This is a genomic window from Bacillus sp. EB106-06-01-XG163 (genome assembly GCF_058791615.1).
Genome location: NZ_JBYTDS010000004.1, coordinates 34,623 through 49,697, shown reverse-complemented (window position 1 = coordinate 49,697; position 15,075 = coordinate 34,623). Strand labels below are relative to the sequence as shown.

15 protein-coding genes and 1 riboswitch are annotated in these 15,075 nt (G+C 47.1%); of the genes, 7 read left to right on the top strand and 8 right to left on the bottom strand.

Annotated elements, in window-relative coordinates; all coding sequences use genetic code 11:
* Nucleotides 1-18 precede the first annotated feature (18 nt).
* Entirely contained in the window at nt 19-444 is a 426-nt protein-coding gene (locus AC3WTF_RS06075; RefSeq protein ID WP_007407231.1) for an organic hydroperoxide resistance protein, read from the top strand.
* A gap of 27 nt (nt 445-471) precedes the next feature.
* Here the strand turns inward: AC3WTF_RS06075 and AC3WTF_RS06070 are convergent, their stop codons facing one another.
* Entirely contained in the window at nt 472-981 is a 510-nt protein-coding gene (locus AC3WTF_RS06070; RefSeq protein WP_012117386.1) for a MarR family winged helix-turn-helix transcriptional regulator, read from the bottom strand.
* Between the two features lie 73 nt (nt 982-1,054).
* On the opposite strand from AC3WTF_RS06070, the gene ohrB reads away from it, so the two are divergent.
* The 4 genes from ohrB to AC3WTF_RS06050 all read left to right on the top strand — a co-directional run bounded on the left by ohrB (nt 1,055) and on the right by AC3WTF_RS06050 (nt 3,750).
* Nucleotides 1,055-1,465, top strand: coding sequence for an organic hydroperoxide resistance protein OhrB (gene ohrB, locus AC3WTF_RS06065; RefSeq protein ID WP_003154758.1), 411 nt, complete (start codon nt 1,055-1,057; stop codon nt 1,463-1,465).
* Between the two features lie 140 nt (nt 1,466-1,605).
* Nucleotides 1,606-2,136, top strand: coding sequence for an alpha-helical endospore appendage domain-containing protein (locus AC3WTF_RS06060; protein ID WP_240679665.1), 531 nt, complete (start codon nt 1,606-1,608; stop codon nt 2,134-2,136).
* A gap of 20 nt (nt 2,137-2,156) precedes the next feature.
* A complete protein-coding gene (locus tag AC3WTF_RS06055; protein WP_080129844.1) occupies nt 2,157-2,618 on the top strand; it encodes a hypothetical protein in 462 nt (153 codons plus the stop codon).
* Nucleotides 2,619-2,622: 4 nt separating this feature from the next.
* Nucleotides 2,623-3,750, top strand: a complete 1,128-nt coding sequence (locus AC3WTF_RS06050) for a glycosyltransferase (RefSeq protein WP_007407227.1) — start codon at nt 2,623-2,625, stop codon at nt 3,748-3,750.
* A 20-nt stretch (nt 3,751-3,770) separates the two neighbouring features.
* On the opposite strand, the gene AC3WTF_RS06045 is transcribed toward AC3WTF_RS06050, so the two are convergent.
* On the bottom strand, nt 3,771-5,012 hold the full coding sequence (locus tag AC3WTF_RS06045) for a BclA C-terminal domain-containing protein (RefSeq protein WP_047935650.1): 1,242 nt from the start codon (nt 5,010-5,012) through the stop codon (nt 3,771-3,773).
* Nucleotides 5,013-5,283: 271 nt separating this feature from the next.
* Nucleotides 5,284-6,468: an MFS transporter gene (locus AC3WTF_RS06040; RefSeq protein ID WP_007407225.1), complete on the bottom strand. Its 1,185-nt coding sequence runs from the start codon at nt 6,466-6,468 to the stop codon at nt 5,284-5,286.
* 81 nt (nt 6,469-6,549) lie between these two features.
* Here AC3WTF_RS06040 and yeiL point away from each other — a divergent pair, with 81 nt between their 5' ends.
* On the top strand, nt 6,550-7,221 hold the full coding sequence (gene yeiL / locus AC3WTF_RS06035) for a transcriptional regulator YeiL (RefSeq protein WP_041482289.1): 672 nt from the start codon (nt 6,550-6,552) through the stop codon (nt 7,219-7,221).
* 47 nt (nt 7,222-7,268) lie between these two features.
* On the opposite strand, the gene metE is transcribed toward yeiL, so the two are convergent.
* Both metE and AC3WTF_RS06025 read right to left on the bottom strand, forming a co-directional pair.
* Nucleotides 7,269-9,557, bottom strand: coding sequence for a 5-methyltetrahydropteroyltriglutamate--homocysteine S-methyltransferase (gene metE, locus AC3WTF_RS06030; RefSeq protein WP_047935651.1), 2,289 nt, complete (start codon nt 9,555-9,557; stop codon nt 7,269-7,271).
* A gap of 83 nt (nt 9,558-9,640) precedes the next feature.
* Nucleotides 9,641-9,795: riboswitch (SAM riboswitch) on the bottom strand.
* Nucleotides 9,796-9,934: 139 nt separating this feature from the next.
* Nucleotides 9,935-10,894: a S8 family peptidase gene (locus AC3WTF_RS06025; protein WP_042635138.1), complete on the bottom strand. Its 960-nt coding sequence runs from the start codon at nt 10,892-10,894 to the stop codon at nt 9,935-9,937.
* Between the two features lie 219 nt (nt 10,895-11,113).
* Between AC3WTF_RS06025 and AC3WTF_RS06020 the strand changes: the two genes are divergently transcribed.
* Nucleotides 11,114-11,947, top strand: coding sequence for an STAS domain-containing protein (locus AC3WTF_RS06020; protein WP_007407221.1), 834 nt, complete (start codon nt 11,114-11,116; stop codon nt 11,945-11,947).
* 45 nt (nt 11,948-11,992) lie between these two features.
* Here the strand turns inward: AC3WTF_RS06020 and thiX are convergent, their stop codons facing one another.
* Genes thiX through AC3WTF_RS06005 form a run of 3 tightly spaced genes read right to left on the bottom strand, consistent with a single transcriptional unit; the run spans nt 11,993 to nt 14,952 of the window.
* Nucleotides 11,993-12,754, bottom strand: coding sequence for an HMP/thiamine ABC transporter permease ThiX (gene thiX, locus AC3WTF_RS06015; protein WP_007407220.1), 762 nt, complete (start codon nt 12,752-12,754; stop codon nt 11,993-11,995).
* On the bottom strand, nt 12,729-14,366 hold the full coding sequence (locus AC3WTF_RS06010; protein WP_007407219.1) for an ABC transporter ATP-binding protein: 1,638 nt from the start codon (nt 14,364-14,366) through the stop codon (nt 12,729-12,731). The genes thiX and AC3WTF_RS06010 overlap by 26 nt, the downstream gene beginning before the upstream one ends.
* Complete coding sequence (locus tag AC3WTF_RS06005; protein ID WP_007407218.1) at nt 14,353-14,952, bottom strand: ECF transporter S component; 600 nt, start codon at nt 14,950-14,952, stop codon at nt 14,353-14,355. Before AC3WTF_RS06005 ends, AC3WTF_RS06010 begins: the two co-directional genes overlap by 14 nt.
* Nucleotides 14,953-15,075: the final 123 nt, after the last annotated feature.

The following is a 15,075-nucleotide window of genomic DNA, read 5'->3' as shown; positions in this document are numbered from 1 at the left end:
TAATAGAGGTGAATTCACATGACAAAACCATTATTTACTGCAACCGTATCAGCCGCCGGCGGACGTGAAGGGAAAGTCACGTCTTCTGACGGAGTGCTGAATCTTGATGTTGCCATGCCGGGAACGCCAAGAGCAAAACGGCTCGAACATGCTACAAACCCTGAACAGCTGTTTGCCGCAGGATATTCAGCCTGCTTTGACAGCGCTCTTCAGCTCGTAGCGAGAAAAGAGCGTCTGAGTATTGAAACAGAGGTCACTGCGCATGTCAGTCTGCTGAAAGATGAAGCAGACCAAGGATATAAACTAGGCGTTACGCTTGAGGTCAAAGCATCCGGCATTGATAAACAGGAGCTTGAAGCCCTTATCCAAAAAGCGCACGGTGTCTGCCCGTATTCAAAAGCGACAGCGGGAAATATTGAAGTGAAGCTTCTGGCAGCAGAATAAAAATAAGGATGCCCATTCGGGGCATCCTTATTTTTTGCCGTGCAGCGTATTCAAAACCTCATAAAGCGACTGCTTTAACTGCTTTAATTCCTCTTTTGACCGTCCCGTCTGTTCCAGCATGGCAATGGGAATATCCGCCGCTGTTTTCTGCAAGGCCCGTCCTTCATCTGTGAGCCTGATCGTCACGGATCGCTCGTCTTCAGCCGACCGCTTTCTCATGATGATTCCGTGCTGCTCCATCCGTTTCAGCATCGGTGTCAGCGTTCCGGAATCCAGGTACAAAAGCTCACCCATCCGTTTCACATTCAGTTCTTCGTGCTCCCATAATAAAAGCAGCGCCAAATATTGGGGATAAGTTACATTGAGCTTATCAAGCAGCGGTTTGTACCGTTTCGTCATTTCCCTTGAGCTTGCGTACAGCAAAAAACAAAGCTGATTCTCCAGTTTCATATGTTCAAAATCTTTTTCTGCCATTACTTCTTTCACCAACTCTTTGTTTGTTAACGTTACCCCTATTGTAGCCGAAAAACAGTCCATTTCCTATTCCTCATGTTTAAAAATATGAGCAGGGGCAATATATACAGTAAGTACAATGAGGAGGCTGATAATAATGGCATTATTTACTTCAAAAGCGACCGCAGTCGGCGGACGAGCAGGACATATTAAATCCGAAGACGGGGTGCTGGATTTTGACATCATCATGCCGAATGCAAAAAAAGACGGAGAAACCGGCACAAACCCTGAACAGCTCTTTGCGGCAGGATATGCTGCCTGCTTCGGGGGAGCGCTTGAGCTCGCCGCCCAAAAACAAAAAATCGACATGACCTCTGAAATTGAAGGACAGGTCAGCCTTTTAAAAGATGAGAGTGACGGAGGTTACAAAATCGGCGTAACGCTCGTCATTGATACAAAAGATCTTGACAAAGAAACGGCGGAGAAGCTAGTGCACGCCGCTCACGAGTTCTGTCCGTATTCAAAAGCAACAAGAGGAAATGTAGACGTCAAACTTGAATTAAAATAAATAACCGAACGAATATCCCGGATTTTATATCCGGGATATTTTATTAACGAAAACAACAGTAATGATCTCTTCTCTCCCGGAATAAGAATACGATATAGCACTTTTGCATAATGACACCAAGAGAAAAGAGGGAGAAATCGATGTCTCTTCCAAACATACCGAACATCACCCCCGACATTACACTCTCCAGATGTGAGACCCTGAACCTCCTTCTTTCATCCGTGGCTATGGAAGAAATCGGACTATCCCATATTCTGCAGGCGGAAGCGGAAAGGATTCAAATGTTTCTCGGCGCTTCCGGTGATCCCTCCTTGGAGGAATTGTCATCAATCAATAGAAGCACTGAACGGCTCCTGCGCACCGTCATGAAATCACAACTCCTTTTGCAGACGAAGCTTGAGGACATTATCTTCTTACAGGATTCTGAAGTCTGTATGGACCCGGACGACCCAAGCAATCCGAGTGATCCGGGCGATCCTGATGACCCGTGGAATCCGGACGACCCGAGCAATCCGAGTGATCCGGGCGATCCTGATGACCCGTGGAATCCAGACGATCCCAGTGATCCGGAAGATCCGTGTGACGGCCTGTTTTACGGCCGCATTGGCTGCTGTGAGTGCGGGGATTGTGAGGACTGCGGTTGGAAGAAAAAAGGCGGGGAGCGTTCATAAAAAAGAGACGGGTGAAGCATATGCCGTATCCAAGCATCTCAAAAGCGAAACAGGCATCTTTTGAAGCCTTGCATTGTCTCACGATGGCGCTGTTACATATATTATCTGTGACCGTGGATAAAAGAAGGGGTTCAAATTACAAAGAAGAAATCAGGCTGTTCTCCGCATTGTGCCGCTGGCAGATGGAAACAGGCGGCCGTCTGTTTTTAATGATCAGCTTGGAAGAAGAGCAGAAGCAGATGTATGAGCGGCACTTTCTTGAAATGAAGACAGTTACGGAACGAACGAAAAAATTCATTTCTGAAAGCCCGCGCGAATTCCGGGCGCATCCGATTACGAAGCGGGCTGTCAGGCAGCTTCAGGAATGGAATACGGAAACTGCCGAACCTGCCGTCAGATGGGTGCGGCCTGTCATCATCACGATGAACGGCACTCCTGAACGGCCTTGGTTCAATCAACAACTCCAACATCGGGAAAGGTGAGAAAATGAGCGGAAATGCTGAATGTAAACTGACTCTTTGCATGATTGTGAAAAACGAGGAGAGATACATCTCCCGTTGTTTATCAAGTGTACAAGACATCGTTGATGAGATCGTCATCGCAGACACCGGATCACAAGATAATACAAAAGATATCTGCAAAAGCTTTCAGGCAAGAGTGTTTGATTTCGAATGGGAGAATGATTTCGCAAAGGCCAGAAATTACGCCCTGCAGCATGCCGAAGGAGATTGGATTTTAGTGCTTGACGCGGATGAAGAGCTCGATCAGGAGACGGGCCGTTTTTTAACTTCGCTGCTTCATGACGGATTACCGAGCCGGGGCCTTTTGAAAATCATCAATTATACGGGGAAGCAGCTCGATGAAAACGAAGCGTTTGAAAGCATGCAGCCGAGACTGTTCCGCAATCATAAAGGCCTTCTGTATCAAGGCAGAATTCACGAGAATATCTCGGCTTCCAATGAGGAAGAAAACAATGCTTTTTTCACGCTCCCATGTGTGATTCATCACTACGGCTACTTGGAGCAGGAAGAAAAGATCAAGCAAAAACATAAACGGAATATCAGCATTTTAAATGAAGAGCTTTCAGAGGAAAATCCTGATCCGTGGCTTGTCTATCATTTGGCAAGTGAATGCTACAGAATCAAAGACTATGAAAAAGCATTACATCTTGTCAACGGCTCAATTTTTCAATTTTTAAGCGAAAAACGAATGCCTCCGTCTCTCCTGTATTATTTGAAATATACAATATTGCTTGAGCTCAAACGGTATGAAGAAGCCGAACAAGGGATTGAAAAAGTGCTCAAGCTATATCCTGATTACAGCAATCTTCATTATTATAAAGGCCTTGTATTATATCATTTGGAAAAGTACAGAGCGGCAATCAAAGCATTTGAATACGGAACGCAGGTTGAAGGAGAAAACGCTGATCACTTCATTTTAAAAGGTGCCGCCGATTTCAGAGCCTTTTATTATATGGCGAAATGCCATGCTGCATTAAACCATGATATGACGGCCATCGCTTACGCCAAAAAATCCGTGAAGTTCAATCCTCAATTTAAACCCGCGAAAGAACTTCTGTCTCAATTAAAAAAGGATCAGCGGACAAACGCCTGATCCTTTTTTTGCATGTTCCATTAAGATAATCGAATAATGTTTAAAGCTGCACCGACGCTTCCTCCAAGCAATGTGGCCGCACCCAATAATCCGAACAGCTGAAGCTGGATGGTGCTGCCTGCTGGCAAAGTCACAATAAAGGAGTTATTAAAGTTTGCCAAAGACGCGACCGGGGCGATAATCGAACTTGCAGGAGGAGTGCCGTTGATTAAAATACGCGAACTTACAAGCAAGCCGGCCGTTAAATTAATATGGTAGGAAATATAGTACCGTCCCGCCGGAGCAACGGTAAATATGGTATTTGCGGCATTAGCCGTAATATCTGCCGAAAGGTTTTGTTCATTCGGTAAGGAAATGGTCGTGCCGCCCACAATAACTGCGACAACACCGCCGCCCGTATTGCTCGCATAGCCGGAAGTGGCTGTCAGACTTGTTCCGGTGCTTCCGGTCGGCCCGGTACCGCCAGTAGCGCCAGTGCTTCCGGTCGGTCCAGTGCCGCCAGTAGCGCCGGTAATTCCAGTCGATCCGGTGCCGCCAGTAACGCCGGTGATCCCGGTCGGTCCGGTGCCGCCAGTAGCACCGGTAATTCCGGTCGGTCCGGTGCCGCCAGTAGCGCCAGTGCTTCCAGTCGGTCCGGTGTCGCCAGTAACGCCGGTGCTTCCGGTCGGCCCGGTACCGCCAGTAGCACCGGTGCTTCCCGCCGCAGCTAAAAGTGTATAGTCAGCTGAGGCTCCAGGGGTTCCCGCCGGGCTGTTTACGTTTGCGACGTAAGAGCTTCCGTTATACAAGACAACCTGTCCGGTTGTGTAAGTGGGGGCAATCAGCGGATTAAAAGCAACAATCCCTTGAAGGCCCGCACCGGTGACCCCCGTAGGTCCGATCGATCCAGTTGGCCCCGTCGCTCCGGCCGGTCCGACTGCTCCCGTCGGTCCCGTCGGCCCCGTAGCACCAGTCGGTCCCGCCAGTGTAGGGATATTTGAGATACTGTCCAATTTTGAACCGAGAAGAAGCTCCTGTTTCATTAAGCTGTCAAGCGTATCCCGGACGCTCTCATTCAGGTTAAGAATATCCGCAAGACTTGACGGGGGCCCTGTTAATCCGGGAATCGTTCCGAGCGCGTATTGGATTTTTTCCCCTTCCGCATTCAGAATATGTGCCATTCCCAGCTCTTCCATAGCAATTGACGAAAGAAGAAGGTTAATGGTATCGTCTCTGGAAAGTGTAACGACAGGGGTGATATTGGGCAAATTAGGCTGTGACACAATGTCCCTCCTTATGAGTTGGCTGAAAATCATTTTATTACGAACAAAGTTCCCCGAAATGAGCGTAAGCAGTACTGTATCAGTATATTCACTGATTCTGTCCAAGTTTCTGAATGGATTCCCTTCATTAACCAATTGAGCGGGTTATACCGCTGTTTTTGATTTCATCATATATGAAGGAAATACTTTAAATATAGAGAAAATACATCGCACAGCATTCGCAAATCGGTCAAAATGACAGCGGGACATGTGATCGTCTATAAAGCGATGGCTATATATCTTGTGCGTTTCCTGCAAAAACTCTCTTTTTCATTTCAAGTTTTCTGTATAAAAGGGCGAGAAGCATGGATGGGATCGTACAAACAATCATTCCGATAAAGGCATACCGGGGTTCAATTTCATATAAAAAACCTCCGAAAATAGTAAATACCGCAGTGCTCCAGCTGAGAGCAAGCGCTGAATATATGCCTTGGGCTTTCGGGATTTGCGCGGGTGAAATATTTTTAATTAAGTATTTCATAAATGCATAGTGTGCCATCGCGAATGAACAGGCATGCAGCGTCTGCGCAATACAGAAAATGATGACATGAGGAAAGGCAAATACGAGTATCCAGCGTACGGTAGCACCAAGCGCCGCCAAGGCGAGCAAAGAGCCTGCCGTAAATTGATGAAAGTATCGGTCAGCGATTGCAAAGAAGATAATCTCCGCGATAACGGCGATGTTGATAATGATTCCGATGGCATATGCGGGGGCATCGATTTCCTGCAAAAAGAGATAACCGTAATTGTAATAAGACGCGTGTGCCGCCTGCAGTAAGATAACGATTGCGAGCACCAGACCGAAATATTTGATGCGGAATAAGGCAAACATGCCCTCTTTTCTTGCGCGGTCTGTTTCCGGCCGTTTTGAAAGAACAGCTGGCGCATGCATAAAGCTGAGGCATGCGAATATCAGGGTGCCCAAAAGCAGTGCCCATAAAATCGCTTGATCTCCGAATATACCTGTAAAGACGGACAGGATGACGCCGGCTGAAACAAAACCCGCGGACCCCCACTGTCGGCTTGTCCCATAGGCCTTTAATTCGTTATGCTGTACAAGGACGCCGCAAGCGCTGTCTAAAGCAGGCATTAAAGCAGGGTAAAACACATGCAGCACTAATGTGACAAGAAGCAGGCTTTGAAAAGAATCAGCGGGAATATAACATAAAAGTGCGAGAAGCGTCCCGATTCTGGCGCCGTTTAATAAGGCTTTGTTGCTGAATTTTCCTGATAAATAAGGGAAGAATAATAATGTGGAAATCCCTCTTGCCGCCAAGCCCAGGCTCATAATGAAACTGGCTTCGGATACGGAAACCCCTTTTATATGCACCATCCATCCCGTCCAATAGGGCAGAAAAACACCCCATGTCATAAAAAAACTAAAAAAATGCAGACTCATCCAGCGATATGCTTTCATTCCCGTTCCTCCTTTAATTGGCATGTTATCATGTAAAGACATAAAGACAATATGAGATATCTCATATTTTTGGGGTGGACGATGGAAATTTATAAAGGCGAGAAAAAGCGGCATCAGTTAAAAAAACACTCAATCGCGCATTTATTCTCTTTCCCCGCTGAAGAGTTTATGGAAGTGCGCGAATATGAGCGGGACGAATGGATTATTCAAGAGGGCAGGAGGCCTGACTTCCTGTTTTACGTGATTGAAGGAAAAGCGAAAATATATGTAACCCACCAAAACGGGAAAGTTTCTTTAATTAATTTTATCAACAAAAATGATTACATCGGAGAGATGGAACTATTACATAAAGTGTATTACACAAAAGGAATTCAAGCCTCAGCGAAGACTGTTTGTTTTGCTCTGCCTATTTACCGCTGCCGCGCGCAATTGCTGCAGGATGCGAAATTCCTGCGTGAATTGGCTAAGTTTTTAAGTGCTAAGGCAACGCTTATGGCTTCGAAATATTCACAAAGTCTGGCGTTCCCGCTTGAAAACCGGCTGGCCGATTTTATTTTGCAGACGGCTTATGAAGGGGTTTATAAAGAGAAGCACGTAACGGTCTGTGATTATTTGGGTGTATCTTACCGTCATCTCTTGCATGTGCTGACGCAATTCTGCCAAAAAGGGTATTTGCAAAAAGAAGGGCGGGGCTATCAAATTAAGCAGCATGATTCACTAAGTGAACTTGCGAAGGCGCTGAAGAATAAGTAGCACGCCCAGAAAAAACAGCCACCCGCGATTTGCGGATGGCTGTTTTTTTATACAAGCTGAGCTTGTTTTTTTCGTGCCTGTTTCGCGGCGTCGACCATATTTTTTAATGCCGCAACGGTTTCTTCCTGCTGTCTTGTTTTCAGTCCGCAGTCCGGGTTTACCCAGAAGCGGTCAGTCGGACACACTTCAAGCGCGTCATCAATAATTTGATAGATTTCTTCAGTTGCCGGCACACGCGGGCTGTGAATGTCGTATACACCGAGTCCGAGGCCTTTCACGTAAGGATGTTCTTTCAAATATTCTAAAAATCCTCCGTGGCTTCTGCTGTGTTCGATTGTAATGACATCCGCGTCAAGATCATTGATCGTATCTACGATATCTTCAAAGTTGCTGTAACACATATGCGTATGAATCTGCGTCTCATTTTGCACAGAAGACGTCGTTAACCGGAATGCTTCTGCGGCCCAAGTTAAATATTCATCCCAATCCTGCGTTTTTAACGGCAGTCCTTCGCGGAGCGCGGGTTCATCCACTTGGATAATCTGAATACCGGCATCTTCAAGCGCTTTTACTTCTTTTCTGAGGGCAAGCCCGATCTGGAAGGCGATTTCTTTTCTTGAAATATCCACACGCGGGAATGACCAGTTTAAGATGGTGACAGGTCCCGTCAGCATGCCTTTCATGTGTTTTTCCGTCAGCGATTGGGCGTAGACCGTATCTTTTACCGTCATCGGTTCGATAAATTCGACATCTCCGAAAATGACAGGCGGACGTACGCAGCGTGAACCGTAAGACTGCACCCATGCATATTTCGTAAAGGCGAATCCGGCCAGTTTTTCACCGAAGTATTCGACCATGTCCGTACGCTCGAATTCTCCGTGAACGAGCACGTCTAAGCCGATTTCTTCCTGAATGTCAACCCAGCGCTTCGTTTCCGCATTAATAAAGGCTTGGTACTGTTCATCCGTCCAATCTTTTTTCCGCCATTTTTGCCGTGCGCTCCGCACCTCTGCAGATTGAGGGAAGCTTCCGATTGTCGTCGTCGGCAGAAGGGGAAGACCGAGTGATTCATTCTGCAGCGCCAATCGTTCTTCAAAGCTTGCCGGACGGGAGAAATCTTTTTCCGTCAGCTGATTCAGCTCTTCTTTTTGAGCTGAGTTCGCTCCTGTTGCGAATGCTTTTAAAGCCTTAAGTGCCGCTTTTGATTCTTCGATCTGCTCACTGACGGCCGCTTTGCCGGACAGAAGCCCTTCTTTTAAGACGCCGAGTTCCGCCAGTTTTTCTTTAGCGTATGACAGGCCGTTCAGCAAATCCTTTTCAAGATGCTCGTCAGGGTGTTTCGCCACCGGCACGTGCAGAAGGCTGCTTGAAGGCTGAATCCATAACTCCTCAACATCAGCGTGGCTGAGGATATCCAGAGCTGCATCAAGGCGTTCTTCAACATCGATTTTCCAAATGTTGCGGCCGTCGACCACACCGGCTGCCAGCACTTTATCTTTCGGGAAGCCGTGCTTTTTCAGCTGATCAAGGTTTCTGCCTTTATCATGTACGAAGTCAAGCCCGATTCCCTGTACAGGATAAGAAACGAGTTCTTCATATGCATCAACCGAATCGAAGTATGTCTGCAGGAGGACATTCAGTCCTGAAAGCTCTTTTGTGATCGCTTCATAGAGTTCTTTTGCGGCACGGACGTCTTCAGAAGAAGCTGTCACAAGGGCCGGCTCATCGATCTGAACCCATTTTACGCCTTCAGCTTCAAGTTCTTTCAGCAGCTGAACATAAAGAGGAACAAGGCGCTTTTGAATCGCTTTCGCTTCTGATTCTTCGTATCCTTTCGCAAGTGTGACGAATGTGTACGGACCGACGATGGCAGGTTTTGTTTCCGCTCCGAATTCTTCTTTGATCCGGCGGTAGTCGTCAAGCTGTTTGTTTCTCGTCAGACGGAATTCAATGCTTTCGTCATATTCAGGAACGATGTAATGGTAGTTGGTATTAAACCATTTCGTCATTTCACTGGAAACGGCGTCTTTTACACCGCGGGCAATCGCAAAGTATGTATCAACGGGATCCGTGATGTTGCGGAATCTTTCCGGAATCCAGTTAAAGCTGACGGCGGTATCAAGCACATGGTCATAATGGGTGAAATCAGAGACCGGCACGATATCGATATGTTGGTCAAGCTGTGTTTTGACAGCTGATAAGAATAAACCGTCAAGTTCTTTAAGAAACGTTTCTTTGTCAGTGTTTCCTTTCCAATAAGCCTCAAGCGCTTTTTTCCATTCTCTGTTCAAGCCGATTCTCGGAAAACCGAGGTTCGAAGTTTTGATTGTTGTCATTAAGTTTCCTCCTTTAAGTGAGATGTAACAAAAAAGCCTCTTTCTCATGAGAGAAAGAGGCTTTAACTTCAAAATGCAAGCCTCTCTTATCTCTCAGATCACGTCTGATGGAATTAGCACCGTGCCTTATGAGACAGTCGTCTCGGCGCAAAAATCACGCGCCCCATTTCACAATGGAATTACGGTCGGTTGCTGTTGGGGTCAAAAGGCCAATCCCTCGCCCAACTCTCGATAAGAGAAAATATTTAAATTTTTTTGAAAAGTTACATCATTTGTTGGTTATCTTATCAGCTTATTCAGACCACTGTCAATAGAAAATCTCACATTTTAAAAATTGGTGATATGACAAGCTGATCAATCATTATATGAGAAAAATATCAGAAAGACAGCAGCTGTGCCTGTTCGGCTCTTTCCATCAGTACTTCAGGCGCGTCTAAATACAGAAATCCGTTCCCGGCCAATGTTTTGGCGATGTCCAAAGGAAGGGTCCGCCGCACGAGCTGGGCGTAGACTTCAGCCTCAGAAAGCGTCCGCTGAAACGCGTCCTGTTCAAGCCCTTTTATTAAGGCAAGCGCTCCGCTCACATGCGGGGCGGCCATTGAAGTGCCCGTCAGCTTCCCGTATTTATGGTTGGGAAGGGTGGAGAGAATATTTTCTCCCGGAGCCACCAGGTCAATCTCTTTGTTGGCGTTTGAAAATTCAGACGATTTACGGGCGATTGAGACTGATCCGACTGCGATCACTTCGTTGTAAGCGGCCGGATACGACAGTTCCTCTGTACGCTCGTCTCCGTCGCCTTCGTTTCCTGCCGCGCAAACGACCAGAACACCGCTTTTTACCGCATTTGCGACGGCTTCTTTCAATTCTGGCACATCGCTTGGCCCGCCGAGTGACATGGAAATGATATCGGCCTTTTGTTCAACGGCGTAGTTGATGCCGTTAATGATCCATTCGTATTTGCCGCTGCCGTTTTGACCGCCGAGAACTTTAACGATTAAAAGGCTTGCTTCCGGCGCGACACCCGAAATTCCGCCGTTTGAATCATTGGCGGCAATCGTTCCGGAAACGTGTGTCCCGTGTCCGTTATAATCGGAAATCGCGTCTTCTTTGCCTTCGTCATCATCGGTGAAGTTTTTCCCGCCGACAATCCGGTCTTTCAAATCAGGATGATTGATGTCGCAGCCTGTGTCAAGCACCGCGATTTTAATATCCTTGCCTTTAAACCCTTTTGCCCACAACTCTGGCGCCTTAATCACTTTAATACCCTCTGGAAGCTCGTTTACCTCCATGATCTGTTCATCCGTGACATAAGGAATCAAATGCATTTCACCATTCATAAAAAAGCCCTCCTTTTTTATGCTTGCGAGTGGATACAAGGGTGTTGCTACTATTTTATGGCAGAGCATGCCGGCCGGAAAGAGTCATTTGAAGCATTTTCATAAAAAAGGCGTAATCTATCGCACTAAAAAATTTCAAATAAATGGATAGTTTAACAGCTTTTATTTTCATTCATGATCCGCTGACGGTATAATTGGAAATGGGAAAGGAGAAGAGATATGAAGATAAGTGAAGCATTATACAACTATTTTTCAGAACAAGTGGATCAAATTGCGAAAGAGTGGATCGAAACGATGGAAGATTCGGATCCGAATTCGATTTATTCTTTGACAAATCCCGTCATCACAGAAGAACTGACGGAGCAGGATAAAGAATTTTACCGGCATATTAATAAAATGTATATCATGCCGAAAAAAGAATTTTTAGAAGAGTTCGAGCAGTGGGTGATTGAGCTTGCGAAAGACCAGAAGCATCTGGATACTCCCGTACAGTATGTGGTCCGTGAATTCATGAGAAACCGGAGACTATACATCAGTTATTACGATGCGTTTGCCGATAAACATGAATCTTCGTTTGCACAGGGAGAAAGGAAGAAATGGGAGAATTTAATTGTACAAGTATTTGATTTTACGATTTACACGTTTGTCGATCATGCCGAGCATAACTCAAAAATGCAGCTGAATGCGCAAAGAGAAATGATTTTGGAGTTAAGCTCGCCGGTTATCACGCTGAGCAAACGGACGGCGCTGCTGCCGCTTGTCGGCGATATTGACACGGAGCGCGCCAAATTCATTCTTGAAAATACGCTGAGCACATGTGCAAAACGGCTGATTGAACATCTGTTAATTGACCTGTCGGGTGTAGTGGTTGTCGATACGATGGTGGCGCATCAGATTTTTAAATTAGTTGAGGCGCTGAAATTGATCGGCGTCACGTCCACTTTATCCGGAATCAGGCCGGAAATCGCTCAAACCGCCGTACAGCTCGGCATTAATTTCTCAGATATTACGATCAAGTCCAATCTCGCTCAGGCTCTCAATTATCATCAATAACATACATAACAAAACAGGCTGCCGAATCACTCCGGCGGCCTGTTTTTATACAAACAACAATGAAATGAGCCAGCTTGCGCCGAATAACAGAAGCACGAGCAGGAAAAAGCACCAGTCGGCGCGGCGCACGGTAACAGTTCTGTAAAACGTGCGGTTTCGGCTCCCCGTAAAGCCTTTAGATTCCATCGCGATCGCCGTGCGTTCCGCCTTTCTGATTGCGCCTGCCAATAGCGGAATGGTGAAGCGCCTGAAGGCGGAGAGCTTTCCTTTCAGCCCGGAATCAGACCCCGCGCCCCTGATTCTGTGCGCCTGCCGGATGATCAGGATTTCATCTTTCAGAAGAGGGAGAAACCGGAACCCCGCGATAACGCCGTATGCAAGCTTGGGCGGCAGCTTACACTGCTGAATCAGACTGAGCATGAACAGAATCGGATCGGTTGTGAAAAGAAACATCATCGACAAAGCGGAAAAACATAAAATACGAAACGCGATAGAAATCCCGAGCGCCGCGTTATCACTGTTGACGGCAATCGGCCCGAGCTTAAACAGCAGGTTGCTTCCGGTTGTCGGGACGTTTCCGAATACGGCGGCTGTCCATAAAGAACCGAAGGCCAGAATGACAAACGGAATCGTGAACAGCAGCCATTTTTTCAGCGGCACACGCCCCGCCGAGAGGACGCCTCCCGCAATGATGATATAAAACAAAGCAGGGGTGTACGGATTATAAATAAACGACAGCATAATGACGCATAACAATACAGCCGCCGCCTTTATTGACGGGTTAACAGCCTCCAGCCGCAAGTTCATTTCTCCGCCTCCTGTCGTGTTTCATCCATTCATACCGCAGCGGTAAAGCCAAATGCGCTTGCTCGGCGATCCCGGTGTTATCAGAAAATAAAGCGTCGGGAGTTCCCCGGAATACCAGTTTCGTGCCGCAGAGCACAAGGATCGTGTCGGCATAATCTGAGACGAGTTCCATATCGTGTGTCACCATCAAAACAGCCGTTCCTTCCTTTTGAATCTCACGGAGCATTTGCATACACTCCCGCGCCGTTTTGGCATCCTGTCCGAAAGTCGGTTCATCAAGCATCAAAACGTTCACATTGTGCATAAGCATCGTTGCGACGCTGAGCCGGCGTTTTTGTCCTTGGCTTAAAGAAAACGGATGCTGTGAGGCATGGCGTCTCAGGCCGAATCGGGTTAACAGCTGAAGAGCTTTCTCCTTTGCGGCTCTGCTGCTTTCAAAACCGAACATCAGCTCTTGAATGACGGAATCTGTGACAAATTGGTGTTCAGGATTTTGGAAAACATATCCGATCAGCCGCCGCAGCTCTTTTTCAGAATAGGAATCAATCGGTCTGCCGTCTATTTTGATGTCTCCGCCCAGCGGACGGATGAGCTTGGCCGCGGCAGAAAGAAGCGTTGTTTTTCCTGTTCCGTTAGGGCCGGCAATCGCGGTGATTGAACCTTTTTTTACGGAAAAGCTCACATCCTGAAAAATGACGTCTGCCCCTCTTGAGAATGACAGCTCGTGAACGCTCAGCGCGTCTTCTGCCGAAAGCGCGGCGGGCCGGGGTTCGGGCAGAGACGGTACAGATTCTTGAAACAGCTTTTCTTTACACAATGTAAAAGGAATGCTGACGTGCTCCTGCAATGAGATCACACGCGGAATCGGAATGCCGAGCTGCATCAGCTCTTCAATCTTTGTTTCAAAGATAACGTCCGTCTCTCCGTCCATCACCTTCTGACCCGTTTCGTCAAGGACAATCGTCCTGTCCATCCACGGCGCCCAATGATCAAGCTGATGTTCGATAACGAGAAGGCCGAAGCCTTTTTTTGCTTGAAGATCTTTGATCAGCCGCGCCAATTCACGTGCGGAATATGGATCAAGCTGTGCCGTCGGTTCGTCCAAAATAATGAGTTCCGGTTCCATCGCAATGATACAGGCAAGCGCCACTTTTTGTTTTGAACCGCCTGACAGCGAAGCGATCGTTCGCGTTTTCAAATGAGTGATCTCTAATTTTGCCAAAACGTCATCGATGATTGCGTCCATATCTTCTTTTGTATATTGCAAATTTTCCAGGCCGAAGGCGATTTCATCTTCAACCGTCAGCATGCAAAACTGCTGGTCCGGATCTTGAAACACGACGCCGATGGATCTGGCGGCGGGTTCTGTCAGATGTGAAAGAGGTGTTCCGTATAAAGAAACGGTTCCCGATTGAACCCCATCGCATGCTTCCGGGTACAGACCGTTTAAACAGAGAGCGAGCGAGCTTTTGCCGCATCCGCTCGGCCCGAGCAATAAAGCCCGCTCTCCTTTCCGGAGCTGAAAGGACACGTTTTGAAGAATCGGCTTTTCATCCTGATCATAAGAAAAGGTAAGACGGCCGGCCGATAGAAGGGGCTCAGATGCCTGCATCTTGGTTCACCTGTTTCTTTTTCTTCTTGAATTGTTTTCCGAGCGCCATGCCGTTCAGCACCCCTGTGTAAGCCAGCGCATCACTGATTGCTTTGCCGAGAAGGCCGGCAAGAAGCGCACCTGAGATCAGACGGATGAGAAGCATGACGGCTAATAAACCCGGATTCAAAACAGAGTATCCGGAAACGAACAAGTCATAAATGAAGCTCGTCACAGAAGACCCCATACCGGATAAAAGAAGCACGGGCAGGGTATACACCCGCCAGCGTGTCGCAAAAAAGACCGCTTCCGCACCGATTCCCTGTGCGATCCCGATCAGAATCACCATCGGTCCTGACGGATTTCCGAGTAAGCACTCCACAAAAGCGGCGATGATTTCAGAAACGAGAGCCGCTCCCGGTTTTTGAATAATGTACGCGGCAATTACCGAGACGATAAACCAGATACCGTAAATCGGTTCATAGCTCATCCGGCCGAAAAACCCTGCCGCTATATTGCTTGCATGAGTTGATACTAAATAAATGACAGCAAATACAACACTGATGACGGACATGACGACAATTTCTCTCATTTTCCAATTTTTCATTGTGATCTCCTGCTTTCTTATCGGATAGTCGTATGTATGAAAGAGATGATTTTACAGGCGGTTCATATTCAGTTTCATATTGCGGTGTCCTCCCCCGTTTTTTAATGAAAAATAAAAAACTGC

What these genes read in the sequence shown, in the direction of transcription:
- AC3WTF_RS06040 (WP_007407225.1), bottom strand. Translation starts at nt 6,468, where the DNA reads ATGAAAGCATATCGCTGGATGAGTCTGCATTTTTTTAGTTTTTTTATG.
- AC3WTF_RS06070 (WP_012117386.1), bottom strand. Translation starts at nt 981, where the DNA reads ATGGACTGTTTTTCGGCTACAATAGGGGTAACGTTAACAAACAAAGAG.
- yeiL (WP_041482289.1), top strand. Translation starts at nt 6,550, where the DNA reads ATGGAAATTTATAAAGGCGAGAAAAAGCGGCATCAGTTAAAAAAACAC.
- AC3WTF_RS06005 (WP_007407218.1), bottom strand. Translation starts at nt 14,952, where the DNA reads ATGAAAAATTGGAAAATGAGAGAAATTGTCGTCATGTCCGTCATCAGT.
- AC3WTF_RS06050 (WP_007407227.1), top strand. Translation starts at nt 2,623, where the DNA reads ATGAGCGGAAATGCTGAATGTAAACTGACTCTTTGCATGATTGTGAAA.
- AC3WTF_RS06075 (WP_007407231.1), top strand. Translation starts at nt 19, where the DNA reads ATGACAAAACCATTATTTACTGCAACCGTATCAGCCGCCGGCGGACGT.
- AC3WTF_RS06060 (WP_240679665.1), top strand. Translation starts at nt 1,606, where the DNA reads ATGTCTCTTCCAAACATACCGAACATCACCCCCGACATTACACTCTCC.
- ohrB (WP_003154758.1), top strand. Translation starts at nt 1,055, where the DNA reads ATGGCATTATTTACTTCAAAAGCGACCGCAGTCGGCGGACGAGCAGGA.
- AC3WTF_RS06055 (WP_080129844.1), top strand. Translation starts at nt 2,157, where the DNA reads ATGCCGTATCCAAGCATCTCAAAAGCGAAACAGGCATCTTTTGAAGCC.
- metE (WP_047935651.1), bottom strand. Translation starts at nt 9,557, where the DNA reads ATGACAACAATCAAAACTTCGAACCTCGGTTTTCCGAGAATCGGCTTG.
- AC3WTF_RS06020 (WP_007407221.1), top strand. Translation starts at nt 11,114, where the DNA reads ATGAAGATAAGTGAAGCATTATACAACTATTTTTCAGAACAAGTGGAT.
- thiX (WP_007407220.1), bottom strand. Translation starts at nt 12,754, where the DNA reads ATGAACTTGCGGCTGGAGGCTGTTAACCCGTCAATAAAGGCGGCGGCT.
- AC3WTF_RS06010 (WP_007407219.1), bottom strand. Translation starts at nt 14,366, where the DNA reads ATGCAGGCATCTGAGCCCCTTCTATCGGCCGGCCGTCTTACCTTTTCT.
- AC3WTF_RS06025 (WP_042635138.1), bottom strand. Translation starts at nt 10,894, where the DNA reads ATGAATGGTGAAATGCATTTGATTCCTTATGTCACGGATGAACAGATC.